The 23,626-nt window shown below is 64.1% G+C and carries 24 protein-coding genes and 2 pseudogenes; 17 read left to right on the forward strand and 9 right to left on the reverse strand.

The window, feature by feature from the left end; translation table 11 throughout:
- Positions 1-8 precede the first annotated feature (8 nt).
- Positions 9-1,493: a carotenoid oxygenase family protein gene (locus ACHQ4I_RS08490; RefSeq protein ID WP_420771147.1), complete on the reverse strand. Its 1,485-nt coding sequence runs from the start codon at positions 1,491-1,493 to the stop codon at positions 9-11.
- 661 nt (positions 1,494-2,154) lie between these two features.
- A complete protein-coding gene (locus tag ACHQ4I_RS08495; protein ID WP_420771148.1) occupies positions 2,155-2,379 on the reverse strand; it encodes a hypothetical protein in 225 nt (74 codons plus the stop codon).
- Between the two features lie 113 nt (positions 2,380-2,492).
- Between ACHQ4I_RS08495 and ACHQ4I_RS08500 the strand changes: the two genes are divergently transcribed.
- Both ACHQ4I_RS08500 and ACHQ4I_RS08505 read left to right on the forward strand, forming a co-directional pair.
- On the forward strand, positions 2,493-3,134 hold the full coding sequence (locus tag ACHQ4I_RS08500) for a hypothetical protein (protein WP_420771149.1): 642 nt from the start codon (positions 2,493-2,495) through the stop codon (positions 3,132-3,134).
- 774 nt (positions 3,135-3,908) lie between these two features.
- Positions 3,909-5,441, forward strand: coding sequence for an ISL3 family transposase (locus ACHQ4I_RS08505; protein WP_420771150.1), 1,533 nt, complete (start codon positions 3,909-3,911; stop codon positions 5,439-5,441).
- A 607-nt stretch (positions 5,442-6,048) separates the two neighbouring features.
- On the opposite strand, the gene ACHQ4I_RS08510 is transcribed toward ACHQ4I_RS08505, so the two are convergent.
- Positions 6,049-7,263 (reverse strand): PucR family transcriptional regulator, encoded by a 1,215-nt coding sequence (locus tag ACHQ4I_RS08510; RefSeq protein ID WP_420771151.1) that lies wholly within the window; start codon positions 7,261-7,263, stop codon positions 6,049-6,051.
- Between the two features lie 248 nt (positions 7,264-7,511).
- Between ACHQ4I_RS08510 and ACHQ4I_RS08515 the strand changes: the two genes are divergently transcribed.
- Positions 7,512-9,113, forward strand: a complete 1,602-nt coding sequence (locus ACHQ4I_RS08515; RefSeq protein WP_420771152.1) for an AMP-binding protein — start codon at positions 7,512-7,514, stop codon at positions 9,111-9,113.
- Positions 9,114-9,156: 43 nt separating this feature from the next.
- On the opposite strand, the gene ACHQ4I_RS08520 is transcribed toward ACHQ4I_RS08515, so the two are convergent.
- Positions 9,157-9,723, reverse strand: coding sequence for a PadR family transcriptional regulator (locus ACHQ4I_RS08520; RefSeq protein WP_420771153.1), 567 nt, complete (start codon positions 9,721-9,723; stop codon positions 9,157-9,159).
- 105 nt (positions 9,724-9,828) lie between these two features.
- Here ACHQ4I_RS08520 and ACHQ4I_RS08525 point away from each other — a divergent pair, with 105 nt between their 5' ends.
- The 7 genes from ACHQ4I_RS08525 (at position 9,829) to ACHQ4I_RS08555 (ending at position 14,620) form a co-directional block, all read left to right on the forward strand.
- Positions 9,829-10,245, forward strand: a complete 417-nt coding sequence (locus ACHQ4I_RS08525) for a nuclear transport factor 2 family protein (protein ID WP_420771212.1) — start codon at positions 9,829-9,831, stop codon at positions 10,243-10,245.
- Positions 10,242-10,532, forward strand: coding sequence for an FAD-dependent oxidoreductase (locus ACHQ4I_RS08530; RefSeq protein ID WP_420771154.1), 291 nt, complete (start codon positions 10,242-10,244; stop codon positions 10,530-10,532). Before ACHQ4I_RS08525 ends, ACHQ4I_RS08530 begins: the two co-directional genes overlap by 4 nt.
- On the forward strand, positions 10,502-11,716 hold the full coding sequence (locus tag ACHQ4I_RS08535; RefSeq protein ID WP_420771155.1) for a phytoene desaturase family protein: 1,215 nt from the start codon (positions 10,502-10,504) through the stop codon (positions 11,714-11,716). Before ACHQ4I_RS08530 ends, ACHQ4I_RS08535 begins: the two co-directional genes overlap by 31 nt.
- 25 nt (positions 11,717-11,741) lie before the next feature.
- Positions 11,742-12,671 (forward strand): ferredoxin reductase, encoded by a 930-nt coding sequence (locus ACHQ4I_RS08540; protein WP_420771156.1) that lies wholly within the window; start codon positions 11,742-11,744, stop codon positions 12,669-12,671.
- 21 nt (positions 12,672-12,692) lie between these two features.
- Positions 12,693-12,857 carry a 2Fe-2S iron-sulfur cluster-binding protein gene (locus ACHQ4I_RS08545; RefSeq protein ID WP_420771157.1) on the forward strand — a complete coding sequence of 55 codons (165 nt, stop codon included), beginning with the start codon at positions 12,693-12,695 and terminating at the stop codon, positions 12,855-12,857.
- A 171-nt stretch (positions 12,858-13,028) separates the two neighbouring features.
- Entirely contained in the window at positions 13,029-13,559 is a 531-nt protein-coding gene (locus ACHQ4I_RS08550; protein ID WP_420771158.1) for a hypothetical protein, read from the forward strand.
- Between the two features lie 38 nt (positions 13,560-13,597).
- Positions 13,598-14,620: an MDR family NADP-dependent oxidoreductase gene (locus ACHQ4I_RS08555; protein ID WP_420771159.1), complete on the forward strand. Its 1,023-nt coding sequence runs from the start codon at positions 13,598-13,600 to the stop codon at positions 14,618-14,620.
- A gap of 494 nt (positions 14,621-15,114) precedes the next feature.
- On the opposite strand, the pseudogene ACHQ4I_RS08560 reads toward ACHQ4I_RS08555, so the two are convergent.
- Positions 15,115-15,422, reverse strand: a pseudogene (locus ACHQ4I_RS08560) (phosphotransferase); the annotation flags it as partial.
- 539 nt (positions 15,423-15,961) lie between these two features.
- Here ACHQ4I_RS08560 and ACHQ4I_RS08565 point away from each other — a divergent pair.
- The 3 genes from ACHQ4I_RS08565 to ACHQ4I_RS08575 are packed head-to-tail and all read left to right on the forward strand — an operon-like array spanning position 15,962 to position 17,259.
- Entirely contained in the window at positions 15,962-16,180 is a 219-nt protein-coding gene (locus tag ACHQ4I_RS08565) for a hypothetical protein (RefSeq protein WP_420771160.1), read from the forward strand.
- The gene (locus tag ACHQ4I_RS08570; RefSeq protein WP_420771161.1) at positions 16,170-16,979 is read left to right on the forward strand and encodes an Lrp/AsnC family transcriptional regulator; all 810 of its coding nucleotides are present in this window, start codon (positions 16,170-16,172) and stop codon (positions 16,977-16,979) included. Before ACHQ4I_RS08565 ends, ACHQ4I_RS08570 begins: the two co-directional genes overlap by 11 nt.
- Positions 16,980-16,989: 10 nt before the next feature.
- Positions 16,990-17,259 carry a hypothetical protein gene (locus ACHQ4I_RS08575; RefSeq protein ID WP_420771162.1) on the forward strand — a complete coding sequence of 90 codons (270 nt, stop codon included), beginning with the start codon at positions 16,990-16,992 and terminating at the stop codon, positions 17,257-17,259.
- 547 nt (positions 17,260-17,806) lie between these two features.
- Here the strand turns inward: ACHQ4I_RS08575 and ACHQ4I_RS08580 are convergent.
- Positions 17,807-17,941, reverse strand: a complete 135-nt coding sequence (locus ACHQ4I_RS08580; RefSeq protein WP_420771163.1) for a TetR-type transcription factor C-terminal domain-containing protein — start codon at positions 17,939-17,941, stop codon at positions 17,807-17,809.
- A 259-nt stretch (positions 17,942-18,200) separates the two neighbouring features.
- On the reverse strand, positions 18,201-18,368 hold the full coding sequence (locus tag ACHQ4I_RS08585) for a hypothetical protein (protein WP_420771164.1): 168 nt from the start codon (positions 18,366-18,368) through the stop codon (positions 18,201-18,203).
- Between the two features lie 83 nt (positions 18,369-18,451).
- Here ACHQ4I_RS08585 and ACHQ4I_RS08590 point away from each other — a divergent pair, with 83 nt between their 5' ends.
- Positions 18,452-18,583 carry a hypothetical protein gene (locus tag ACHQ4I_RS08590; protein ID WP_420771165.1) on the forward strand — a complete coding sequence of 44 codons (132 nt, stop codon included), beginning with the start codon at positions 18,452-18,454 and terminating at the stop codon, positions 18,581-18,583.
- Between the two features lie 208 nt (positions 18,584-18,791).
- On the forward strand, positions 18,792-19,343 hold the full coding sequence (locus ACHQ4I_RS08595) for a hypothetical protein (RefSeq protein WP_420771166.1): 552 nt from the start codon (positions 18,792-18,794) through the stop codon (positions 19,341-19,343).
- Positions 19,344-19,575: 232 nt separating this feature from the next.
- Here ACHQ4I_RS08595 and ACHQ4I_RS08600 read toward each other — a convergent pair whose 3' ends face one another.
- Positions 19,576-20,535: a hypothetical protein gene (locus ACHQ4I_RS08600; protein ID WP_420771167.1), complete on the reverse strand. Its 960-nt coding sequence runs from the start codon at positions 20,533-20,535 to the stop codon at positions 19,576-19,578.
- A gap of 688 nt (positions 20,536-21,223) precedes the next feature.
- Positions 21,224-21,583 (reverse strand): annotated as a pseudogene (locus ACHQ4I_RS08605) (PadR family transcriptional regulator); the annotation flags it as partial.
- Positions 21,584-21,702: 119 nt separating this feature from the next.
- Between ACHQ4I_RS08605 and ACHQ4I_RS08610 the strand changes: the two are divergent.
- Complete coding sequence (locus ACHQ4I_RS08610) at positions 21,703-22,131, forward strand: nuclear transport factor 2 family protein (protein WP_420771168.1); 429 nt, start codon at positions 21,703-21,705, stop codon at positions 22,129-22,131.
- On the forward strand, positions 22,128-23,615 hold the full coding sequence (locus tag ACHQ4I_RS08615; RefSeq protein ID WP_420771169.1) for a phytoene desaturase family protein: 1,488 nt from the start codon (positions 22,128-22,130) through the stop codon (positions 23,613-23,615). Before ACHQ4I_RS08610 ends, ACHQ4I_RS08615 begins: the two co-directional genes overlap by 4 nt.
- Positions 23,616-23,626 lie beyond the last annotated feature (11 nt).

The raw sequence follows: 23,626 nt of genomic DNA on the forward strand, positions 1-23,626 counted from the left end.
TGCCGATCCTATCCCTCCGACGGTACCCAATTGCCGTGGAAGCCGTGCGGCACCCGTGCTGGGAGATGGACCATAGCGACTGTTTCGAGCGTCTGTGCGTCGAGCAACACCAAATCGCTGCGGTCGGTTGTGCGATCGTAGACAAACCCCATTGCCACACCGTCATCCTCGGCGGCGTCCGGGGCCGACGGGACGAAGACAAATTCGCCAGGCTCGCGACCCTCACCGAACCTGACGACTCGCGTGGATCCGGTGACAGCATCGTGCTTGAGGATGGCGTCGGAAACCTGTGTCCCCTGGGCTCCGAGCGCGAGGCCAACGGCGTAGCCGAACCGATGTCGTCGCCCCACGAGCCGTTCATCGACACGCGGAAACTCCTGCGCGGTGTCGTCGAGCCGCTGCTCGTGGACGCGCCCGGTCGCCAGGTCGGCGGTCCACCGATCCAGACTCTGCGACCCGGGCGGTGTGATAACGGAGCCGCTGTTGAACACCGACGCGTGACGCACGACGTCGAGTACGATGCGGCGGCCGTCGTCGTAGGCGTTGAGCGGATGGAACACATAGCAGGGCTGCACCTCGAACCAGCGGATGTCGGCGGCGGTGCCCTCCCTGGGTAGTACGCCCACCCGCGCCCTGCGTTCCGGTGCCCATCGGTACGGCAAACCGAGGTCCGGACTTGCGTCCCACGCTGATGCACGTAGGGCCGCGCGCAGCAGGAAGTCCGGCGCGGCGTGGCGGGCGGCGAACCTGCTCACCATCCGTGCCGCGGCCCTGGCCGGCGCGTTGCGCAGTGATACCCCGAAGTCCAGCGCGACAGGCAGGTCATAGAGCACGACATAGTTTTCGGTGAGCGAAAAGTCGTGCATCATCGTCTGCGCCTTCAACCGGATGTCCACGGTGCGGCGGACTTTCCCGTCGATACCGGCCACCGTGTATTGGACGATGTTGCCGCGCAGAGGGTTATACGACACAGCATGCAACTCTCCGGTCGCAGGATCTCGCTTCGGATGACCGCTGTAGCCGCCGAACAACGTCCCGCAGAAGTCCCAGCCGCCGATTGTTTCCAACTCGTCGGTCAGCTCGTAGGGGCGTGAGCCAGCCTCGACGAGAGCAAGCGTGCGGCCAGCGTGGCCGATGATGTTCGTGTTGGCGGCGAGGTCGAATCCTCCCTGATAGGGGCCGCCCGGCCATCGTTCTCCCAGCGCGCGGGCGACGGCGGCAGACCGCACCCAGCGGTTGCGATACCACTGCGCAGTGCCGTCACGCAGGCGAAGCCCGTGGGCCATACCTTCGCCCAGGAACCAGTGGAATCCACGCGGATCAGGATCGCTCATCGGATTCGGCCCAATACGCAAATACCGGCCGTCGAGGTGCTCGGGAATCTTCCCGGTGACCTCGAGTTCTGTTGCGGTGATCTCTCGCTGGACCGGGGCGAAGTTGCCGCTCAGGTATGGATTCTCGGACTCACGCGTCGACGCGACCGTTGCGGTCATAAGGGCTGTCTCCTTCGTTTCGATCACCGGCGGGGTACAAGATCCAAGCCAAAAGCGATCGGCTCTGGATTTGCATTGATCTCGGCGGCCGCCGCATCGCAGATCGCATTACTCGTGGTTCGATATTGCGTCGCCGGCCCGTTGATGCGCGACGCCCGGACGACTGAAATCCGGTGTCCATCGAACGGTTGACAGTGCAGACGGTTGCAGTGGGTCAGGATTGGACTGCCTGGTGGCTGTATCGAGTGGAGGTACGGTCCGGCTCGAGTTCAGCGGCTGCCCGCCTGTCGTATCCGCTTCGTAATACAAAACGGCGAAAGGCCGGGTGGCAAGAGCTTCGAATGGTCGATTGGAACCGTTCCTGTTGAGGATCATCCACGAATCGCGCCAGCAGTCCTGCGATCTGACTTTCTGATCAGGTCGCATATGGGAGGACCCAATGACGAAACAGACAGGCTTGCGGAGTCCGCTCCCGCATGCGACGAAAGGGGCAAGGCCGCTGCTGCGATGGTTGTACCGGCCGCTGCGGGCGGCGCCGCCCGTGCTCGCGGCGTCGGTCGCGTTTGCCGCGCTGGTGGCCAACGCCCCCGCAGCGTCGGCCAACTCCGACGGGGTCACCGGGCAGCCCCTGCCCCGGGCCGACACCGCTGAGCACGCCCACCTACGGAGACATCGGGTCTGGCGCGAACACACCCAACAACGAGCCGTTCTTCGGAGTGGTCGACCCGCACAGCGCCGCGAAACTGACGTTCTCGTTCAACACCACACCAGCGGTTCTGAATCCGCTGCCCGCCCTGCTCGTGATCGGCGTCCGCCCGGACAACTCGATCTTCGCGATGAATATCCCGACAACCTGGCAGACCAAGACGTCACCGGCGTCGATCATCTCGCCGATTGCGTCGGTGTCCTGGGTGCCGGACGAGAACTCCTACCACACGGTGGTCGACGTCCGCGGCTATGTCGGCGCGGACCTGTGGTGGAATACCGGTCGGAGCCGCCATGGACCCGGCCGACTGGGACGGGCAGAAGGTTCACTGGAAGCAGTCGCTGGGCACCGCGAAAGTCAACGGAACGATCACCATGCCCAACCTGAGCCTGCAGGCCGGACCTTACGTTCCGATCACACCGAAGCCCGGCGAAAACCTCACCAGCGCGCCCATGCCGGTCAACGACTGGATGGGCGAGGAAGAAACTGAATACGGTGACTGGGCTATCAGCCCCGGCTACGACGGCAACCCGATCGGCGCGCCCGGCGCGCCGCCTACCCACGTCGGCTACGACTACGCCATCACCTTCAATCCGGACGGTTCCGAAGACGTCGTACACATCTACCCGGAACTGTGTGGTCAATACCGGGGCGTGATGTCACACACCGACCTCGACGGCCACACCGAGGCATGTATGCCCGATGTGAAGCTCGAAGACTGGGCTCCCGAACTCACCTACCACACCTGGCACAAGATCACCGGCAGCTGTGACGGCTGGACCCGGAGCTGGACGACCGAGTCGACCCAGTCCGCCATCTTCCCCCGAGTCCAGGGCTGGGATGTCACCGACGGTGTGTTGCACTCCGATGTCCCCGGCTCCACCGGTTACTACCAGCACATCCGGCAGTTCCCGTACTTCGACAAGGACATCTGACCGGATCATCGCCCTCAACTGGGAAAACCGGGCGGTCCTTCGTTGGATCGTGGAACACATCGCGCCGCAACATCGCCCATGATTTGTGATCGGCCCGATAACCACGCGGAAATAGCAACCCGGCCGTAACGCCCGCTCTACTGTTGAGGTCGACACCTCGTGACCGTCGGCGCGCATCAAGGCCGCGATCTTGCGATGCCCCCAGGCCGGCCACTCCTGGGCGTACTTTGCCGCGATCGGCTCGAACCGCGCTCCGGTTTTGGCGACGGCCATTGCCATACTTGACGTGGCGGCTGAACCACGCCGATCACGGCCCGGATCCACAGGTAAAGGCGCACACGGCCCCATCCAGCTGACACCCCGGCGCTCCCCATACGAAACGGCCGGTGGGGCCGTGGAGCAAGCTGCCTGGTCCCACCGGCCGCTTTCGCCTTTTCCTTCACTGGCGCAGATCAATATTCAGTCAGTGCATAATCCCGTGCGCTGCTCGCCGCCAGCGTCAACTACGACGCGGCCCATCGTCGGCCGCGCAGGTTGCTTCGAGGCGGAGATCGAGCGTTACACGCCGACCCGGTGCAATTTATGATCGGTCAAGCATCATCGATCGGGCCGTGCGTGATTGGCGCCGGACGATCGATGGTCCCGGTGAGAATGGGTGCGACGGCTGCACGGGCGAGCCGCTCGACGGCGGCGGGTCTGTCCAGTAAACGGCTCTGTCGCACTTTCGGCTCTGTCGCACTTTCGGTGGTGACCACGCGCAGGTGACGGCACGATGTGCCAGTGGGTGAGGTGAATGTGTCTGCCGCCGTGGTCTTTTCGGGGTTGTGGCCATTGGTGGTCGAGGATGTGGTCGATGAGGGCAAGCGAATCCTATTGCGGGCGCGGACGCCCGATATACCCGCCGTTTGCCCTGGATGCGGAGCAGAATCTGTGCAGCTGCACGCCTACCACCATCGGACCGCAGCCGACATTCCGCTCGACGGCCGGTCAGTGGTGTTGTGGATCCGAGTTCGGCGCCTTGTTTGCTCGACACCCCACTGCCGCAAGACATTTCGGGAGCAGGTACCCGGTGTTCTCGATCGCTATCAGCGCCGCACCACGCGCCTGACTGACCAGGTGCGGTCGGTGGTGCGTGAGCTGGCCGGACGGGCCAGTATCCGGCTACTTTCTGCGATGGCATTCCGGCTGTCTCGTCACACCGCGATCCGGGCGCTGCTGAGGATCCCACTGCCGGATCGACCCGTCCCGAAAGTACTGGGCGTGGACGATTTCGCGCTGCGCCGCGGGCAAAGCTATGCCAGCGTGTTGATCGACGCCGCCACCCACGAACGCATCGACGTGCTGCCTGACCGCAAGTCCGACTCGTTGCGGGCATGGCTCCATGACCATCCCGGCGTCGAGATCATCGTGCGTGACGGCTCCACCGCCTACGCCGAGGGCGCCCGCCGGGCGCTGCCCGCAGCGGTGCAGGCCTCCGACCGCTGGCATCTGTGGAACGGGTTGGGGCGCGTGGTCGAGAAAGCCGTTGTCGCCCACAGCGCCTGCTGGGCAAAGCATGGCCCCAAGCGGCAGCAGCTCACGCGCGAACAAACAACCCTGGAGCGCTGGCACGCCATCCACAACTTGCTCGATCAGGGCGTCGGGCTACTGGATTGCGCTCGCCGTCTGGGCCTGGCACTCAACACGGTCAAGCGTTACGCCCGAGTACCGGAGCCGGACCAGATGCGCCGACCACCCCAATATCGCGCCTGCCTGGTCGACCCCTACCGTGATCACCTACGGGTCCGCCGCAGCGCCGATCCCGGCGCCCCTGTCCTGCACCTATTCGAGGAATTGAAAGCCCTCGGATATACCGGCAGCCTGAACCTGCTCTACAAATACATCAACCAGGGCCGCCATCTCAGCGACCGGATCGGGCCCTCACCGAAGCGGCTAACCAGCTGGATCATGACCCGCCCGGCGGAGCTGCCCGATGAGCGTCGCGCCCATCTCGAAGAACTCCTCGCCGCCTGCTCCGAGATGACCGCTCTCGCAGGGATCGTGCACGACTTCGCCGACATCATGGCAAATCGCCGCGGCAGCGAACTCGACTGCTGGATAAAGCAGGTCCGCGAGGCCGGACTGCCCGAACTCGATCCCTATCTGACCGGTCTGGACCAAGATCACGACGCCGCCGTCGCTGGTCTCACCCTTCCCTACAGCAGCGGCCCGATCGAAGGCGTGAACACCAAAACCAAACTGATCAAGCGACAAATGTATGGGCGAGCTAGCTTCGCGCTACTCCGCCACCGAATCTTGTTGGCATAGCCCACCATCCGTCACCACCGAAAGTGCGACAGAGCCGTTTACTGGACAGACCCCTCGCGTCCGCTTGTCGGTCCCGAAGTGAAAATGATGTATGCCAACTCTTCCGCGCTGCGGATTGGTTCGGCGGCGGAGCCGCAAGTGTCGTCGACGACGTACTTTGGCTCACCTCACCGACCATCTCGTTGCAACAGGCTGTGGCGGCGGAATGTTCATCACTTGCGCCTTGCGATCCGGATGCCGGGCGACCGCCGTCGACCGACATGGTGGCACTGGCCGAGAAGAACAACACCGAACCACTCGCCTCCGGCCGACTCGAGGTGATCCACGATCCTGGTAAAGAAACTCGCACTGGCCGACAGCGGGTTACCGCCGCCGCCCTGATGAACGTGTTGTTCTTCCTCGGCGCATCACAGGACTCGCCGGGCTACACCGTGTCTTGGCCCCGGCGGCCGGCCGGTGTGCGGCCAGTGGTCCAAACCCACCCGCGAAGGTGGTACCCGCCCCGACTGCGCGTTGGATGCACCTGTACGTCGACGTGGACGTACGCGTACTTCTCGACGCTCCCGGACCAGTACCGGGTCGCGGTGTCCCGCCAGGACCTCATCCGCTAACCGAACGTCCGGGCGATGAGAGCCGAACGAAGCCGCCACAGACCCGACGTCACGGTCGGATCGAGGCCGGTGAGCTGACCTATGCGTCGCAATCGGTAGTCGACGGTGTTGGTATGGATGTGCAGGACGCGTGCGGTGCGCTGGCGATTGAGGTTGTTGCGGATGTGGACCTGCAGGGTTTCGAGCAATTCGGAGTGGGCGTCGAGGGGATCCAGCAGCGACCCGAGAATGTCCCGGCCGGGCCCCGGCCGGGTCAGTTGGTATTCCAGTGCCATATCCTCGAACCGATAAAGTCCGGGGACACATTTCAACCGCGCCACCATGTCGAGTACCTCGTGGGCGCGAACGGCGGCCTCGGGCACATCGACCACCGGCGCGGTGACAACGGCTGCGGTCACCGGTACGTGCGCGGCCGCCGAGAGTTGGGCGACGAGTTTGTCGAGGGCCTGAGACGCTGGTCTCGTGGTCGGGATGAGAATCGTCCCGCCGTCCACGCTGAGCATCGCGAGCGCTTGCTCACCACAGCGGGTTGCAAGTTCGGCCTGTAGGCGGCGGAGTTTGCGACGCGCGACGACCTTGCCGTCGAGCATCGGATGTCGTTCGTCCGGGTGCTTGGGAATCACCAGTGCCACAACGGAATATGCGTCGGCGATATCGATTCCGCATTCGCGGGCCATGGTCGAGGTGGGGTGCCCGCTCAGCAGCGCGGAGGTGGGGGTGTGCACCGCATTGTGGTGCTCGCTGACAACCGCCTTGTGCTCTCTAACGTAGGAGCGCGCGGCTGTGGAGCTCATTGTGTCGAGCATTTCCACCACCAGTTTGGCAGCGTCCACCACAGTGTCGTAGTCCTCGACCGTCGCATTCGCCACGACCAGGTCCATGCCGAGTTTGAATCCTTCGTGGATGGAATGCAGGATCGTGTCGATCGGGACCCCTTCGCGGGCCCACCCGGCGGCTGCCTCGGCGAGCCGGTCGGTCTTCGCCGTAACGTCCTTCCCGTCGAGCATGCTGACCGACAGTTCCAGGCAGACGCGGGTGGCGGCGGTGACATCGCCGGCAATGATGTCACCGGGCAGCGTGGCGCAGGGCACGACATTGTCCACGAAGTGCGCAACCATCTGCCTGGCTACCATCCGGACGTCCTGTAGTGGTGCGGACATCGGCCTGCCGGATACGGTGAGCCCCATTCTCATTGCCTCGCTCACTGTCATCGTCGACTCCTTCCACCCCTGGGTTGTTCCGGTCCTTCCGGCCGATCGTGCGAGTCGCGCCACGGCGCGAGCTGCTTGCATCCCACCTCGAACGGGAGGTCCCGGACGATGCACACTTCCTATTCGTAGTATACAACATTTTGATTAATTACATTGTCGACTGTACAGTTGCTGCGAGATGTGGACCACACCAGCGGTTGGCGGGTGCGTCGATCGCTGGTCGACAAACGATCGCGAGGACAAAGCCGATGAGCTTCACGAGCCCGTATCCCGATGTAGAGATTCCGAACGTGAGCGTGTACGAGTACCTGTTCGGTGGATTGGCGTCCGATGACCTGGACCGGCCCGCGCTGATCGAGGGATCCACCGGGGCGGTGGTGTCGTTCGGCGAGTTGATCGGCCAGATCGATACCGTGGCCGGAGCTTTGGCTGCGCGCGGTTTGCGGGTGGGTGATGTAGCGGCGGTGCATGTGCCGAACATGCCCGCGTTCGCGGCGGTGCTGCACGGTATCTTGCGGGCCGGTGGGACGGCGACCACAATGCATCCGCTGGCCACCGCCGAGGAACTCAGTCGACAGCTCGCCGATTCCCGTGCCCGGTTCATGTTCACCGTTTCGCTGTTGCTGCCGTCGGCGTTGGCTGCTGCCCGGTCCGCGGGGATCGCGGCCGAGCGGGTGATCGTGCTCGATGGCGCGCAAGGCCACGAGTCGCTGGCGGATCTGCTCAGCGAGTCATTGCCCGCGCCGACGCTGGTCTTCGATCCGGCAAAGCACCTTGCGGTGCTGCCGTATTCGTCGGGCACGACTGGTAATCCGAAGGGGGTCATGCTGACTCACCGGAATCTGGTGGCGAATCTGTGCCAGATCGAGCCGCAGACCAGTCTCGGCCGCGATGATCGGATGTTGGCCGTGCTGCCGTTCTTTCACATCTACGGGCTGACCCTTTTGCTCAATGGAGCGTTGCGGCGACGCGCCACTCTTGTGACCATGATCCGGTTCGATCTGGCCGAATTCCTGCGTATTGCCGCCACGCACCGCTGTACGCATCTGCCCATCGCCCCGCCGATCGCGGTGGCCCTGGCCAAGAGCCCGTTGGTCGACGAGTACGACCTATCCAGCGTCCGGCTCGTGCTGTCAGGGGCGGCGGCATTGGACGAGCAACTCGGCCGGGCGGTAGCCGACCGACTCGGGAGCCGGGTGCGGCAAGGGTACGGGATGACGGAGATGAGTCCGGCCAGCCACGGCATCCCCGAGGACCGCGACGACATCCCACTCGGCTCGGTCGGCCTCACCCTCCCCAACATGCGGTGCAAGCTGGTAGACACCCCCACGGGTGTCGAAATCCCTTTTCCGATAGAGGGGTTGAGCGCATCGGGGGAGCTGTGCTGTAAGGGCCCGAACATCATGGTGGGCTATCTCGGCAACGAGGCCGCTACGGCCGAGGTGTTCGACGATCAAGGGTTCCTGCGCACCGGTGACATCGCCGTCGTGGACAGCAATGGTGTGGTCTACATCGTCGACCGGGTCAAGGAGTTGATCAAACACAAGGGTTATCAGGTCCCACCCGCCGAGCTGGAAGCGCTACTGCTGACGCACCCGCTAATTGCTGATGCCGCAGTGATCGGAGTGACCGATGCCGACGGGCAGGAGATCCCGAAGGCGTACGTCGTCCGCCAGCCGGGTGCGGACCTGGGTGGGGCGGACGTGATGGCCTTCGTTGCGGGCCGGGTGGCGCCGCACAAGAAGATCCGCCGCGTCGAATTCCTCGACGCCATTCCGAAATCGATTACCGGCAAGATCCTGCGTAAGGACCTACGGGCGCGCGACACCGACCGTCGCACCCCTGCCTGACCTGCGCGGTCGCGCTCTGGCGCCATGGAGGGCGCGGCCTTTGTCAGCTCCGAGCGCGTGCTGATCGCGTATCGATGACGGTGAGGACACGTTCGCCCCAGTGGATGTTTTCTTGTTCGAAGGCGATTCCGCGTAGCAGGGTAAGGTACGGGCCGACGCGCTCGGCCTCGGCGAGATAGGTGTCCTCGTCCCGCCCGGCCAGCAGGCGGTCTTGCAGTCGTTGGTAGCGGGCAAGTTTGGCTTTCGCCGAGTCCAGGCGTTCGGCGACCGTAGCGCGGACCATGTCGAGGTCGCCGGCGTCCATGGCTTGGATCTGGACCATCATCTCTTCACGGATCGCGCCCGGCTTGGGTGGTTGGGCAACGAAGGCGCACAACGCTTCGCGTCCCTGGTCGGTCAGCGAGTACAGGCGTTTGTTGGGGCGGCGGTCCTGTTGGATCAGCCGTGCTTGAATTAACCCCTCTGCAGCCATGCGATCCAGTTCGCGATAGAGCTGCTGCGGCGTGGCCATCCAGAAGTTGGCCACCGACGCGTCGAACCCCTTGGCCAGGTCGTATCCCGACGACTCGCCGTCCAGTAGAGCGGCCAGCACCGCGTTGCGTAACGCCATTGCTACATGTTAGCACTCAATGCGATTACTGAACTTGTTGACTAAGCGTTCGGTGCGGGGTAGCGTGCGAGACACTTATTCAACAAGTTGATTATGGAGGTGGGTGTGCATCCCTTCCGTCGAGCGGTCGAGGCGCGCGATGAGGCTGCGATCGAGGCATTGCTGTCCGACAACGTGGTATTCACCAGCCCGGTCGCGTTCAAGCCCTATCCCGGCAAGGCGATCACAGGGGCGATCCTGCGCGGGGTGATGCGGGTGTTCGAGGACTTCCGCTACGTGCGAGAGATCGCCGACGTCGACGGGCGCGACCACGCGTTCGTGTTCGAAGCCACGGTGGCGGGCAAGAAGCTCACCGGCTGCGACTTCCTGCACTTCGACGCCGAGGGCAAGATCGACGACTTCATGGTGATGGTGCGGCCGTTGTCGGCGGCCGCCTCGCTGGCCGAGGCGATGGGGGCGCAGTTCGAGCGCATCAAGGCCGAAGCCGTGGAGCAACTGCGGGGGGAAGCGGTGCAAGGATGAGTGACTACGACGTCATCGTGGTCGGTGCGGGCAACGCCGGGCTCACTGCGGCGGCGACCCTGCAACGAGCCGGGGCTCGCACTCTGCTGGTGGAGCGCCACAACGTGCCCGGTGGGTGCGGCACCTCCTTTCGGCGCGGTCGCTTCGAATTCGAGGTCGCGCTACACCAACTGTCCGGTGTCGGGATCGACGGGCAGCCGATGTCGTTGCGCGAGGGTCTGTTCCGGCAGTTGGGCATCGCCGACAGTTCGAATTCGTGCAGGAACACGACCTGTACCGCACCGTGATCCCCGGCACGCTGGACGTCAGCTTGCCTGCTGACTGGGACGGCGCAATAGAGGCCCTCGAGGCAGCCTTCCCTGGTAGCCGCGACCGCGTTGCGAAGTTCTTCGACCTGGTCAAGCAGATCACGTTCTGGCAGGTCGCCGCGATGCGCGGGATGCCCGCCGACCGGATCGATTCGCTGCTGTTCAGCTACGGGTTGCGCCCGGCGCGGGACGTGCTCGACGAGTTCTTCGATGATGGGCGGATCAAAGCCGCATTGGCGCCGTACTGGACCTATCTCGGGCAGCCGCCGTCGAAGCTGCCCTTCCAGGATCTGGCGCTGACCCTGTTCGCCTACCTCGAGTACAAGCCCTGGCACGTGCGCAGCGGCTCGCAGGCGATGTCCACCGCGATTTTGGACGCTTTTCTGCAGGCCGGCGGGGAGGTCCGCTTCAACACCGCCGTTGCGACCATCCTCACTGATCACGGGAAAGTCCGCGGTGTGCGGCTCGCCGACGGCACCGAGATCACCGCCCCAGATGTGGTGTCCAACACGTCGCTGCCGGTTACCTACGGCATGCTCGACGGACTCGAAATCCCCGCCGCCGTACGTGCCGATATGGCGACCCGCCGCCTCGGCGTGTCCGGATTCGTGCTGCACATGGGTCTGGACGCCACACCCGCCGAGCTCGGATTCACCACCAGCACAACCTTTGTCAACGTCGATACCGACGACGAGCGCACCTACCGCTCATGGCGTACGTTCGAACCGGCCCGCGGCATCTGCGTCTCCTGCTATGACGTCGCCCCGATCGGATTCGCGCCTTCGGGAGCCAGCCACATCAGCCTGATGACGTTGCAATACGCAGACATCTGGCACAAGGTCGCACCCGCCGATTACGCGCGTACCAAATTCGCCTATGCGCAGACGCTGCTCGATCTGGTCGAGCACGTTACCCCAGGGACCCGAGGCGTCATCGAAGAAATCGACGTCGCGACTCCGTTGACGATGATGCGCTACCTCGGTCACCCCGGTGGTGCGATCTACGGGCTACGACCAGGATGCCACCGAAGGGTGGCTGTTCCGCAACAGCGAAGGCGAAACTGGCGTTCCCGGCCTACATCTCGCTGGATCCTGGGCGGGCCTCGGCGGCTTTCAGCCCACCCTCGAAGCTGGGGCGCGCGTCGCGCGCCGCCTGCTGCGTAAAGCCGCCTGACTCTGGAGAAATGCTATGACAACCCACCCCCTCGCCGACCGATTCGACGGAGCCACAGAGATTCTGGCGGAGATCGACGCGCGTGAACCGGATACGGGTGATCACTCCGCCCGGACTCGGTCGATCATCGACACCTACCACCCGGCTCGGCTGGTGCTGACGGTCACCGCGATCATCGACGAGACCGTGTCCAGCAAGACGTTTCGGCTGGTTCGTCCCGACGGCTCCCCGCTGCCGCCGTTTCTGGCCGGCCAATATGTCAACCTGTTCGTCGATGGTACCAGCCGCCCGTTCGCGATCTCATCGAGCCCGGCCCGCCTCGACCACTACGACCTCACCGTGCGCCGTGTCGCGGGTGGACGGATCAGCAATCTGTTGATCGACACCATCGGCATCGGTGACGTCCTCACTACCACCGGGCCGATGGGAACTTTCCACCACAACCCGCTTTTCCACGGCGACGACCTGGTGTTTCTGGCCGGTGGCTCCGGAGTCGCTCCGGCTATCAGCATGATCCGCGATATCGTCGACCACGGCCTGGACCGGAGCTTCCACCTCATCTACGGCTCCCGCAATACCGCCGACATCCTCTTCATCGACGAACTCGACCGCCTTGGTGCCCTGCATCCCGGTATCCGGGTCGATCACGTCATCAGCGAACCCGCCCCCGGCTGGACCGGACCCACCGGCCTGCTCACCGCCGACACCATCACCGCCATTGTCGGTCAACTGAATTCGCGTATGGTCTACGTCTGCGGGCCGCAGGCTCTCTATCCCTACGCGCTGGCACAGCTGACCGCGCTCGGGCATCCGCGTCGACGAATCCGATTCGAGGCCAATGGCGCTCCCGCCGACCCCACCGCGCAATCACATTGGCCCGCGGGGGTCGCTCCTACCGACGAGGTGACCGTCACCGTCGGGGCCACCAGCTTCCGCACACCGTGAAACCGTCCGCTGCTGGATGCGTTGGAGGACAATGGGATCCGGCCGGAAGCGGCGTGCCGCTCGGGTGAATGCAGCCTGTGCCGCGTCCGCATCGTCAAAGGCGATGTCCACGCCGCTGAAGAAGCCGCGCTGCGGCTGTCGGACGCCGACTTCGGCTACACCCACTCCTGCGTCGCCTACCCATAAGCGACATCGAAATCGACGTGTGACTCACACGAGAACGCATCCGCTTGTCGAGCGTGCTGGGCGAGCTGGGCTTGCGCATTCCGGCCAGCTCCGGAATCTCGGTGCATCTGCCGCCGCCCGAGCCGGCCTCACTGCGCCGATGAATCGTCTCCGACACGAAGGATCGCCTCAATGAGCACCACAGAAACGTCATCGATCGACGCCGCGATCGCCACCCTGGCGAAAGGCGAAAAGGCCTGGGGTCGAACCGCGTTACGGGAACGTCGTAACCTTCTCGAACAGTTGCACGCCAATACCGCAGCGCATGCGCAGCGATGGGTTGACACCGCCGCCAGCATCAAAGGGCTGCCCGCCGATTCGCCCCTGCTCGGTGAGGAATGGTCCAGCGGACCGTACTCGTTGCTCACTGGCATCGCCGCGCTGACGGAGACCATGCAGGCACTCGAGGACGGCCGCAGTCCGCTCGACGGATACCCGATCCCTGCCCGGCGCCATAGGAATGTTGGTAGCTGCGCTGACCCCGCCGCCGGTATGGGGCGGAGGTTATCCAGGCCTCGAGGTGCAACTTCGTATCAAATCTCTGCCCCGCCGGTCATCGATGGAACATATCCGCAAGAGGGTGTCTTGCCGCTCGTATTCGGAGGCAGGGCGCGCCAGCATATACACGTCATTTGCACCGGCGAGAGCAGGCATTTCGCCTAATAAGCGAATGCTCCCCGGGCCCCGAGGGAAGGCTATCAATGTCCGAAATTCCGTCGACGCATCGCGAAGTCCGGTTGAAGTCCGTTCTGGCTGGCCTGCCCGAACCGGAGAACTTCGAGGTCGTCGAGGTTTCAGTTCCAGTTCCAGGCGCTGGCGAGGCACTCGTACGCAACCATTGTTTCCATGTGGGTTCCACCCTGCGGATGCTGATCGATGTCGCTGCCGACTGGACACCCTTCCCGCAGATCCGTGTTGGCGACCCGCTGGCCGGGGCTGCGGTCGGCGAGGTTGTCCAAGCTCCCCCGGGCAGCCAGGTGCGCCCGGGAGATCTCGTAACCCATTGGCGCGGGTGGCGCGAATATGCGGCCGTGCCGCTGGCGGAATGCACCATCGTGAATCCGTCGCTGCCGCTCGTGGCCCACCTCTCCCAGGGGTGGACTGCTTATGCCCCGCTCAGTAGCGGATTCGGCGTGCGCCCGGGTGACACGGTGTTCGTCACCAGCGGGGCCGGCGCGATCGGCTCGATGGCTGGACAGATTGCCCGGCTGCTCGGCGCAGGTCGGGTCGTCGGCAGCACTGGAACCCGAGAGAAGGCCGATCGCTTGGTCAAGGAGTTCGGTTATAGTGCCGCAGTGGTCCGCTCCGCGGGCATCCCCATGGCCGAGCAACTCGCGCAGGCGGCACCGGATGGCATCGATCTGGTCTTCGATTCTGTTGGCGGTGAGCAGTTGCAGGCGGCGGTCGAGGTTGCACGGCCCGGAGCTCGTTTCCTGCTCATCGGCGGCCTGTCGGGCCAGATGGAACCGGAAGGCAGCGGGCTGACAGCACCTGTGGTCCTGGATTCGTTCCCGCTCATCCTCAAGCGGATCGTCATGTGCGGGTTCCACGCCGACGACGAGGTGAATCGTCGTGGCGTATGGAATCAGCGTTTCAAGGAGTGGTTGCAGTCCGGCGAGCTCACCGTCCCCCATGTGTGTCTTCAAGGCATCGAACTCGGTCCCAAGGCCGTGCGTGAGGTGATCAATGGCGATCATCTCGGAATCGTTGTGGTGAACCTCTGAGCCTATCGCCGGAGTCGCATGTTTGATTCGGGCAAACAAAGCGAACCTGCGACGAAGGCCGGGAACCCTGCAATCAGCAGCAGCCGCTGTTGGGGCCGCTTAATGCTCGCCATTTCGGTGGCGCCTGCGACGCCAATTCACGCCGACATCAGCGGCGATCAGCAGTTCACGGCGGACCTGTGTTCGGGTGCTCTGCGGGGATGCGGCATCGCTGGCGCTGTAGTCGACCTTCCTCGGGCATCGTGGGGGTGTCAATAGACCCGAGCCTGCGATACGGGTTCTCGATCGCGAGAAGGTCCGGGATGCAGCCAATTTGGAACAGGTGGCCGTCACCGATCACGACGATGAGGCGGGCATCGGCGGTGGTGGTCAGCCGATGCGCCCCCGCGATGGCGACGGGCGATCACGCTCCGCGGCGCCGTCCATTGCTCGAGCACCGCGCGAAACACCGCGCCCGCGCTGGTCTCTCCAGCTGTCACGTCTACTCGGCCTGGGAGCAGGCTGCCCATATACGCGCGCGGCGCATCCAGCGTGGACAGTTCCCAGTCCAGCACCGCCGTGACGGCCGATCTCCCGCGCAGTGATCAGACTCGGCAGGTGAAAGTCGCCGTGCATCAGGTGATCTCGCGTTGCTCGGGAATAGCGGCGCTGAGGCGGCCGGCGAGATCGTCCAGTACGGGCAGCTCCCGGGTCTTGGACAGTTCTTATTGCCCCGCCACCGCCTGAGCTGGCGCTGGGCATACGGTTTGTGGCTCGCCAGTTCCTCGAGGCCCACCTTCGCGAGGGCGACGGCATGAGGTTTTTGCGGAGGCTCCATGGCCGGAGGCCACGGAGCCACTCGCCTAAAGGCCAAGGCCGCCGGTTGTTCTCGTGCGTCCTGTCGCGGCGATTCAGCGCGGTCAGCACCGCGCGGTCGGCGCCTCCCACGACCGCACCGCCGAAGCCGGTTTGCCTGCCCCGCCTGTCAGGTCGACCACTTACTTCAGAACTCCGACCCTCACAGGAGGCCCCGCGCGGTGGGTCGGTCTCGGCACGCCCGGTGCCAGCGCCTCGGCCGACGGCCGGCGTTCTTCCCGAGGCTGCGGATCGAGATGTGCCCGGAGATCTTCATCAGCATCGGGGTGAACGCGCCATCCTCGCCGGCGCGCGACAACGCCGAATGCGCAGCTGGTGCTGAGTGAATGGTTCATTTGCCTGCGGTACTTCCTTAGCGCCACTCTTTTCGCGGATGTTCCTGGAACCCGGGGCCTGGTCGCCAGTGTTTACGGTTGTCTCGGCTCGAGCCTCTGGACGCGGTCCGCTATCGTCTCAAGCTGACTATTCAACTAGTTGACTAATTGGGTGGATATGTATTCCTTCCGAACAGCCGTGGACGCTCGTGACGAAGCTGACATCGAGGCGCGCCTGGAAGACGAGGTCGTGTTCAGCAGCCCGGTGGCCTTCAAGCCGTATCCCGCCGAGGCCATCGAATCGGTTATCGCAGCCAGGGCGCCTGGAATTGGTTTTCCGACTGTAGTTCCGGAAATGCATGAACGTCCGAGGGGATACCGTGTTTCGTGAAGGATTGAATGCGCTCGATGAGTTGGACCGCAGCCTGATCCAAGCCCTGCGAGTGGACGGCCGAGCACCCTTCAACCGGATTGCCGCTGTGCTGGAGACTTCTCCGCAGACTATCGCCCGCCGCTATCAAAGGCTCCGCCGGGAGGTCTCTTTACGCGTCGTTGGCGTCGCCGACCCGCACTGCTTCGGTGAGACCCAATGGCTGCTCCGGGTGGTTGCAAGCCCGGTGTCGGCACACCCCCTGGCGCATGCATTGGCAAAGCGGCCCGATACGTCCTGGGTCAAGCTCATGTCGGGTGGTACTGAGATCACCACGATCGTCGGCACGGCGACAGCGGCAACCGGTCATCCGCTCCTGCTGCGGGACCTCCTGCGGACCGCGGAGATCAATTCCATTTCCGCGCACTGTCTGCTGCATACCTACCTCGGCCGACCCACCAGTCGGCAATGGGCCATCGACACCCTCACCGAGGAACAACAGCGCCAACTCCGACCACCCAACCACTTCGGCCTCGACCGGGAGCAACCACGTCAGACGGTCACCGATACAGACCTGGATTTGCTGAAGGTTCTGCAGCACGATGGTCGCGCTGACTATTCCGTGCTCGCCGTGGCCACGGGTTGGACGGCGGCGACCGTCGCACGCCGCCTGGCGCGGCTTCGCGCCAGCAAGGCTCTCTTCTTTGACATCGAGATCGATAGCCGAGCACTCGGAGTGATGACTCAGGCCATGCTGTGGCTGTCGGTGGCTCCGGCGCATCTCGTCGAAGTAGCAACCAGACTTGCCGGGCCACAGTGAACTTCAGTTCGTGGCAGCCACCACAGGTCCGACGAATCTGCTGGCAACCGCCCTGTGCAACGATCCTGCACACTTGCACCACTACCTGACGCATCAGTTGGGCAGTATCAGTGCGATCCAATCGGTGTCCAGCGCACCGGTACTCAAGGTTCTGAAGGGTGCCGGTCGCGCCGCCCCGGAAGTGCTGCCGATCCGGCCGGCTCGGCAGCATCCGCCGTCCGGCGCACTGAGTGCCTCATCTGGGCGATCGGTTGCCCGCAGACCTGGGCGAGCAGTATAAGCGTGTAAGTTGTTCCGGCGCAGTCGATTAGGGAATTTCTCGGAGCCGGCTCCTGTACCCTGTCGCGGACAGTGCACCGAGGTCCGGGCACATCGGTGATCGCAGCGATACCTTCGGCACTGAGCTTGACCGACTATAAGGAAACCTGTCGCATACCGAATACGACGTGCGCACTCCCGCTGCTGAACACGGGGGACACCCTTCGGGTCGGTACGCCCTCGGAATTTGCCTTCGAATTCGAAGAAGTACACCAGAAGAGGTGCTGGGCGATGTGGCGGCTCAGAGCTGGCGTTGGACGCCGCTCTGACCGGCGCGGACGGCATCGTACGCAAGAATCTCGAACCAGTACGGCGCCTTTGTCGCCAGCAACGCGACGACCCTTGCCGAAATGGCTACCGCGGCCTCACACTACGGCGATGGTGCCCGCCACCCAATGACCAGTCACCCACGAAATCCTCGACGACCTCGCACGGTCGAAGAAGCAGTCCTCGATGGGCTGCGGGCCGCTGTGCTTTGTAACTCCGTACACGCGGCCGAGCAGGCGCCTTCACCTCGGTGTCAGTCCACAGCGGGCTGTCCGTTCAGCCCCGGCGGCCAGCGCAATATCGACGCAGCGCGCGGCCAGTTCCCGCGGTGGCAGCGGGCCGTCGGGCTTGTACCAGCGGGCGATGGACTGGCACATGCCGAGCAGGGCGCGTGCCGCCTCGGCAGGGGTCGGTCGCGGTGAAGGCGCCGGTGCGCACGCCCGTGCCGATGATCTCGGTGGGCAGGGTCTCGATTTTCTTGCGGTGCGCCATATAGCGTTTGCGATTCTCCGGCGGCATGCCGCAGCTCCGGATCGAGGGCGGTCACGCGTGTGCGGTGCGCGATGTGCAACCCAATCGTCTCGATGACATCGACGAACTGCTGCCGGGGGTCGGCGCTGGCGGACGCGGCCGCCTTCACCCGCCTCGCGAGTCGAAGGCGTCCAGGGCCGCTGAGAGCAGCAGGGTGAGTTCGAGTGGCTCGAACCGCCGCCGGTCGGCGTCGGTCAACGACGGACTGCACGACGCCTTCACCGACCAGCCGATGGGCCTGCCGACCGAGGCAGGCAACGACCTCGACGTCACGCCGGCTCGACTCGCTGCCGATCCGCAGGTGCTAGCCGCCATCGACGTCGGTGTGTGCGGGGGCCAACACGAAGCTGGCCCGCGTGGAGCAGGTGAAGAAGTTCGTGGTCCTGGCGGTCACCTGGGAGCGGCGTGGTGAGGAGTTGACCCCGACGATGAAACTCAAACGTAGGTCGATCGCCGAGAAATACGCCGACATCATCGCCTCGCTCTAGGGAGAGCGACGGGCCTGCGCTCGGGACAACCTCCTTGTTGTGGTCGACAATTAGGGTAGATACAAATCGTTGTGACTATTCATATAGTTTGCCAATATTTGGACCGACTCAATTAAGGTATTAAGCAACTAATCAACAAGTCGATTAATCTTCTTGTTGCGTTCTGAGATGGCCATATTCCTCTTACAAATAAGGTGACTTTCGATCCGTGACCGATCAACCGGTGATCACGACCGCTCAACTCGTGGCGGCGCTGTCGATGCTTGGTATGGAGTCGATTACGACCCGGGCGGAGGTGCAGTGGCGACGGTTCTACGAGTTGCGTGACAACGATCTCGACCATGCCATGACGGCCGGTCTGTTGTATCGCTTCGCGGGTGCTATAACCCGGCAGTCGATCGTGTCGGCCTCGGATATGGCGATGCTCGAGGCGAGGGCAGCTGCGGCCAGCCCGAGGAATGTGCAGCTTGCCAATGAGAACGTGGCAGAGCAAGCGATCTTCGAGGCGTTTTGGTTGGCCGATCGGATCGCGGCTGTTCAGTCGCACTCATCGGCGGAGGTATCGGTGGGGGCGCGGATTCTCGATGCTGCATGGTGTGCAGCCGAGGCCGCGAAGATCTTGTTGCGGATTCATCGGGAATTGTCATCGGGAAGAAGGTTGGAGGCGAGTCGCCCGGATTGGGAGGCGCTGCTTCAACAGTTGGCCGCCGCGCATCATTATGCCCGGCTCGCCCTGGTTGACGTCGAGACCAATCCATGACCGCGCGCAACAGCCCGACAACACCGCACTCGCCGACGGGCCAGTGATCACTGCCATGGCCGAGCGGCGGGAACGGACGGCCGCAGAGGTCGTGGCGCGGCACCCGAACACGAAGATCTGCGAAACCCTGGGCAGCAGTGAGTATTTCGGCATAGGTGGGGTGTCGGTGTCGTAGCGGCCGATGGCCAGAATCTTCGCCTCGGCATCGATGAATTCGATGGTGGCCGAGCGTTCATGGTCCGAGCAGATCCCGCAACACCATCAACGGGTCGGATTTGGACAGATACAACGCTAGCGCCGCATCGGCATCGGTGTCGCGCACCAGCTTCGCCGCCTGGGTGTAGTAGCCCTCGACCAGCATCTCCAGTGTCCGGATGGCGAACGAATGACGTAGCCGGTGCGGGTTGACCGTGGGAAACCGAGGCTCGATCCGCTGCCGGATGCGACCGGAGGCACGATCGAAAACCGTTGCCCACGCCGTGAACGGTCCACCATCACCACGCACTGCGACCAGCATCGACCCGCCATCCGGCGCGACCAGACGCAGCCGCTCGGCCGGGCGAAGCGCCGCCCACCGCACCCGCTTGCCATTCACTCGGCCACCTACCGGCCCGACCTCGCTGACCAACAACGGATCACCCGAACGTGCCGGAGGCCGCCACGTCGAACCCTCGACCGCGAGCGGACGAGCCAGGTCGAGATAGCGATGCACCTCGGCCAACGGCTGATAGGTGATCCAGGTCGTGCGGAACTTTCGCCCCTTCGTCACCCCAGCCGGCACCCGGGCCGGGATCGGCAACGCCGACGGATCCGGCGGCAGCGCAGGGATTTCCGGCACCAGCAGAAAGGTGAACTCCTGGCGACGTAACCCCGTCGCCAGACCGAGGCGCCCGATCGCGGCGTTGCGGGCGAGTTCGCGACCGCGGTAGCTGGTGTCTTCTGCACCGTCGGGCGTCAGACCCGCCAAGGCTTTGAGGAACAACGCCTCGAAATCGCGTTCCAGATACTTGATCGTCACATGCGCCTTCGGACGGCGGCGCATCGCCAGATTCTTGCGGACCTCCCGAACCTGTTCTCCGTAAATAGTTTTGGCTTGTGTGTAGGTGAACGGTTCGGCCCGAGAGTGCCCCTCGTCGACCGCCCACCGGTAGAAAGCGGCCAGAACGCTGACATGCCGATCCCAGGTTGTCACCTCGAAGCGAGCATCGATCGGGCCACACGCCCGGTGCACCGCATTACACTCAACGCGTCCGTGAGCGGGCGCCGCTCATCGAACAGGTCCACGCCGAACTCGCCCAGGAACTCCATCCACGACCGCAACACCCGCGCATACGACTCCCACGACGACGGCGCCGGACAACCACTCGAAGGCAACTCACGCAGCCACCGATTCACCATCGTCGACGGCCGCGCACCGGCCCCATCCTCGAATACCAAGTCGTCATCGACGAGGGACAGGCATACCGTTCGGGATGACCGGCCGCCGCTGGACATCCCAGGACTCCCACCCCGCGGACGAAAAGAAGATCAACTCCACGTCTCGTACATACATTCGAGACGGCCTGGAGTGCAACACAGATGTCGATGGTCACCGACTGCTGGGCTTCCTATCGAGACACGGCATCAAAGCGGAGAGAAAGCACTGGCGGCAACACGATTTCGGCCACCACACCCCGAACAACCCGAACAAATACCCCTGACACCGTGCGCCAGATCGCCGGGCTGCCGGAACCGGCGCAACAGGTCGAAGGCTAACTGCTCGACGGTCGGACCTGCGATGAGGTCGTCGATCCGCTGGAGCGGACGTTGACTGGCCGAGCCGACTCACCAGCGCCTTCGGCCACGTTGGCATCATAGCGGGCCAGTTTGGCTTTGGCTTAATCCATTCGCTCGGCGAGCTGAGCACGTATGGCCGGGATGTCCTCGATGGCCATCCCCTGCGCCTTGACCATCAATTCGTCGCGGATGGCGGTGGGGTTCGCGGACTCGGCGATGAACTCGTGCAAAGCCGCGCGTCCTGCCGGAGTGAGGGAGTGCAGGCCTTTGTTCGGGCGGCGTTCCTGCTGTACGACCCGAGTCTCGATGATCCCTTCGGCCGCCATTCGCTCGAGCTCTCGATACAGCTGCTGAGGTGTGGCCATCCAGAAGTTGGCCACCGAGGCGTCGAAGCCCTTGACCAGGTCATAACCGGAAGCCTCACCCTCCAACAGCGCGGCCAGCACCGCATTTCGTAGCGCCATACACCCACGTTACCACTTCTGTGACTAATCAATAATTTGTCTAGCGTCTGGACATCTACAGCTGCACTAGATAGTGTTTGATGCACCTATTCAACAAATATAGTATGTGAGGTTGGGGTATGCATCCATTCCGCGCGGCTGTCGAGGCACGAGACGAGGCTGCGATCGAGGCGCTGCTGGCCGACAATGTGGTGTTCAAGGTGGTGTTCACCAGTCCGGTGGCGTTCAAGCCGTATCCGGGCAAGGCGATCACCGCGGCGATCCTGCGTGGGGTCGGCCGGGTGTTCGAGGACTTCCGCTATGTGCGGGAGATCGCGGATGCGGGCGGTCGTGACCACGCGTTCGTCTTCGAGGCCACCGTCGATGGAAAGCAGCTCACCGGGTGCGATTTCCTGCACTTCGACGCCGACGGCAAGATCGATGACTTCATGGTCATGGTGCGCCCGCTCTCGGCGGCCACGGCATTGGCGGCCGCGATGGGGGAGCAGTTCGAGCGGATTCAGCGTGATGCCACCGCCGCGATCGCGACCCAGGGAGCGGGCGCATGAGCGACTACGACGCGATCGTCATCGGTGCGGGCAATGCCGGGCTGACCGCCGCGGCGACCTTGCAGCGCGCTGGTGCGCGGACCCTGCTGCTGGAGCGGCACAACCTTCCCGGCGGTTGCGGAACCTCGTTCCGGCGTGGGCGTTTCGAATTCGAAGTGGCACTGCATCAGTTGTCCGGAGTCGGTGTCGAAGGTCAGCCGTACTCGTTGCGGGAGGGGCTGTTCACCCAGCTCGGCATCGCTGACAAGTTGGAATTCGTCCGGGAGGAAGACATCTATCGGGCGGTGATCCCAGGGCAGGTCGATCTGACCCTGCCCGCGGACTGGGAGGGCGCGGCCGATGCGATCGATGCCCAGTTCCCCGGCAACCGCGCCCGGGTGGTCGCGTTCTTCGACCTGATCAAGGCGGTCACCTTCTGGCAGATCGCGGGCATGCGCGGCATGCCCGCGGGGCAGATCGACCCGGTGCTGTTCAAGCAAGGCCTGCGGCCGTTGAAGGACGTGCTGGATGAGCACTTCGATGATGACCGGATCAAACTCGCGCTGGGCGCCTACTGGTGCTATCTCGGGCAACCGCCGTCGAAGCTGCGGTTCCAGGATCTGGCGTTGACACTGTTCGCGTACCTCGAATTCAAGCCCTGGCACGTGCGCGGCGGGTCCCAGGCGATGTCGATGGCGATCCTCGACGCCTTCCTGCAGGCCGGTGGCGAGGTGCGGTTCAACACCGCTGTCGAGAAGATTCTCACCGAGAGCGGACGGGTACTCGGGGTATTGCTCGAGGACGGCTCGGAAGTGACCGCCCCTGATGTGATCTCGAATGCGTCGCTGCCGATCACCTACGGCATGCTCGAGGGCATCGACCTGCCGGCTGCGGTGCGAGAGGACCTAGCCACCAGGCGCATTGGCGTGTCGGGATTCGTTTTGCACATGGGCTTGGATGCCAGCCCCGCCGAACTGGGCTTCACCACCAGCACCACCTTCGTCAACATGGACACCGACGACGACCGCACCTACAACGCGTGGCGCTCGTTCGAACCCGCCCGCGGTATCTGCGTCACCTCCTACGACGTGGCTCCGATCGGATTCGCGCCATCGGGATCCACGCATGTCAGCCTGATGACGTTGCAGTACGCCGATATCTGGCGCAACGTGGCCGCCGAGGAGTACGCGCGCACCAAATTCGCCTACGCGGAAACCCTTCTCGACCTCTGCGAGACCGTCACCCCCGGTATTCGCGATGCCATCGAAGAGGTCGATGTCGCAACGCCGTTGACGATGATGCGCTATCTCGGCCACCCCGGCGGCGCTATCTACGGCTACGACCAGGACGCCACCGAAGGGTGGCTGTTCCGCGACAGCGAACGTCAACCCCATGTCCCCGGACTGCATCTGGCCGGTTCCTGGGCGGGTATCGGCGGATTCCAACCCACCCTCGAAGCCGGCGCCCGCGTCGCCCGCCGCCTGCTACGCGCCAAAGCTGCCTGAACGGAGCACAC

The sequence above is a fragment of the Nocardia nepalensis genome (genome assembly GCF_048910785.1).
In the GTDB taxonomy this organism is placed as follows: domain Bacteria; phylum Actinomycetota; class Actinomycetes; order Mycobacteriales; family Mycobacteriaceae; genus Nocardia; species Nocardia nepalensis.

What these genes read in the sequence shown, in the direction of transcription:
- ACHQ4I_RS08490 (WP_420771147.1), bottom strand. Translation starts at nt 1,493, where the DNA reads ATGACCGCAACGGTCGCGTCGACGCGTGAGTCCGAGAATCCATACCTG.
- ACHQ4I_RS08495 (WP_420771148.1), bottom strand. Translation starts at nt 2,379, where the DNA reads ATGATCGACGCCGGTGACGTCTTGGTCTGCCAGGTTGTCGGGATATTC.
- ACHQ4I_RS08500 (WP_420771149.1), top strand. Translation starts at nt 2,493, where the DNA reads ATGGACCCGGCCGACTGGGACGGGCAGAAGGTTCACTGGAAGCAGTCG.
- ACHQ4I_RS08510 (WP_420771151.1), bottom strand. Translation starts at nt 7,263, where the DNA reads ATGACAGTGAGCGAGGCAATGAGAATGGGGCTCACCGTATCCGGCAGG.
- ACHQ4I_RS08515 (WP_420771152.1), top strand. Translation starts at nt 7,512, where the DNA reads ATGAGCTTCACGAGCCCGTATCCCGATGTAGAGATTCCGAACGTGAGC.
- ACHQ4I_RS08520 (WP_420771153.1), bottom strand. Translation starts at nt 9,723, where the DNA reads ATGGCGTTACGCAACGCGGTGCTGGCCGCTCTACTGGACGGCGAGTCG.
- ACHQ4I_RS08530 (WP_420771154.1), top strand. Translation starts at nt 10,242, where the DNA reads ATGAGTGACTACGACGTCATCGTGGTCGGTGCGGGCAACGCCGGGCTC.
- ACHQ4I_RS08540 (WP_420771156.1), top strand. Translation starts at nt 11,742, where the DNA reads ATGACAACCCACCCCCTCGCCGACCGATTCGACGGAGCCACAGAGATT.
- ACHQ4I_RS08550 (WP_420771158.1), top strand. Translation starts at nt 13,029, where the DNA reads ATGAGCACCACAGAAACGTCATCGATCGACGCCGCGATCGCCACCCTG.
- ACHQ4I_RS08555 (WP_420771159.1), top strand. Translation starts at nt 13,598, where the DNA reads ATGTCCGAAATTCCGTCGACGCATCGCGAAGTCCGGTTGAAGTCCGTT.
- ACHQ4I_RS08580 (WP_420771163.1), bottom strand. Translation starts at nt 17,941, where the DNA reads ATGTGCCAGTCCATCGCCCGCTGGTACAAGCCCGACGGCCCGCTGCCA.
- ACHQ4I_RS08610 (WP_420771168.1), top strand. Translation starts at nt 21,703, where the DNA reads ATGCATCCATTCCGCGCGGCTGTCGAGGCACGAGACGAGGCTGCGATC.
- ACHQ4I_RS08615 (WP_420771169.1), top strand. Translation starts at nt 22,128, where the DNA reads ATGAGCGACTACGACGCGATCGTCATCGGTGCGGGCAATGCCGGGCTG.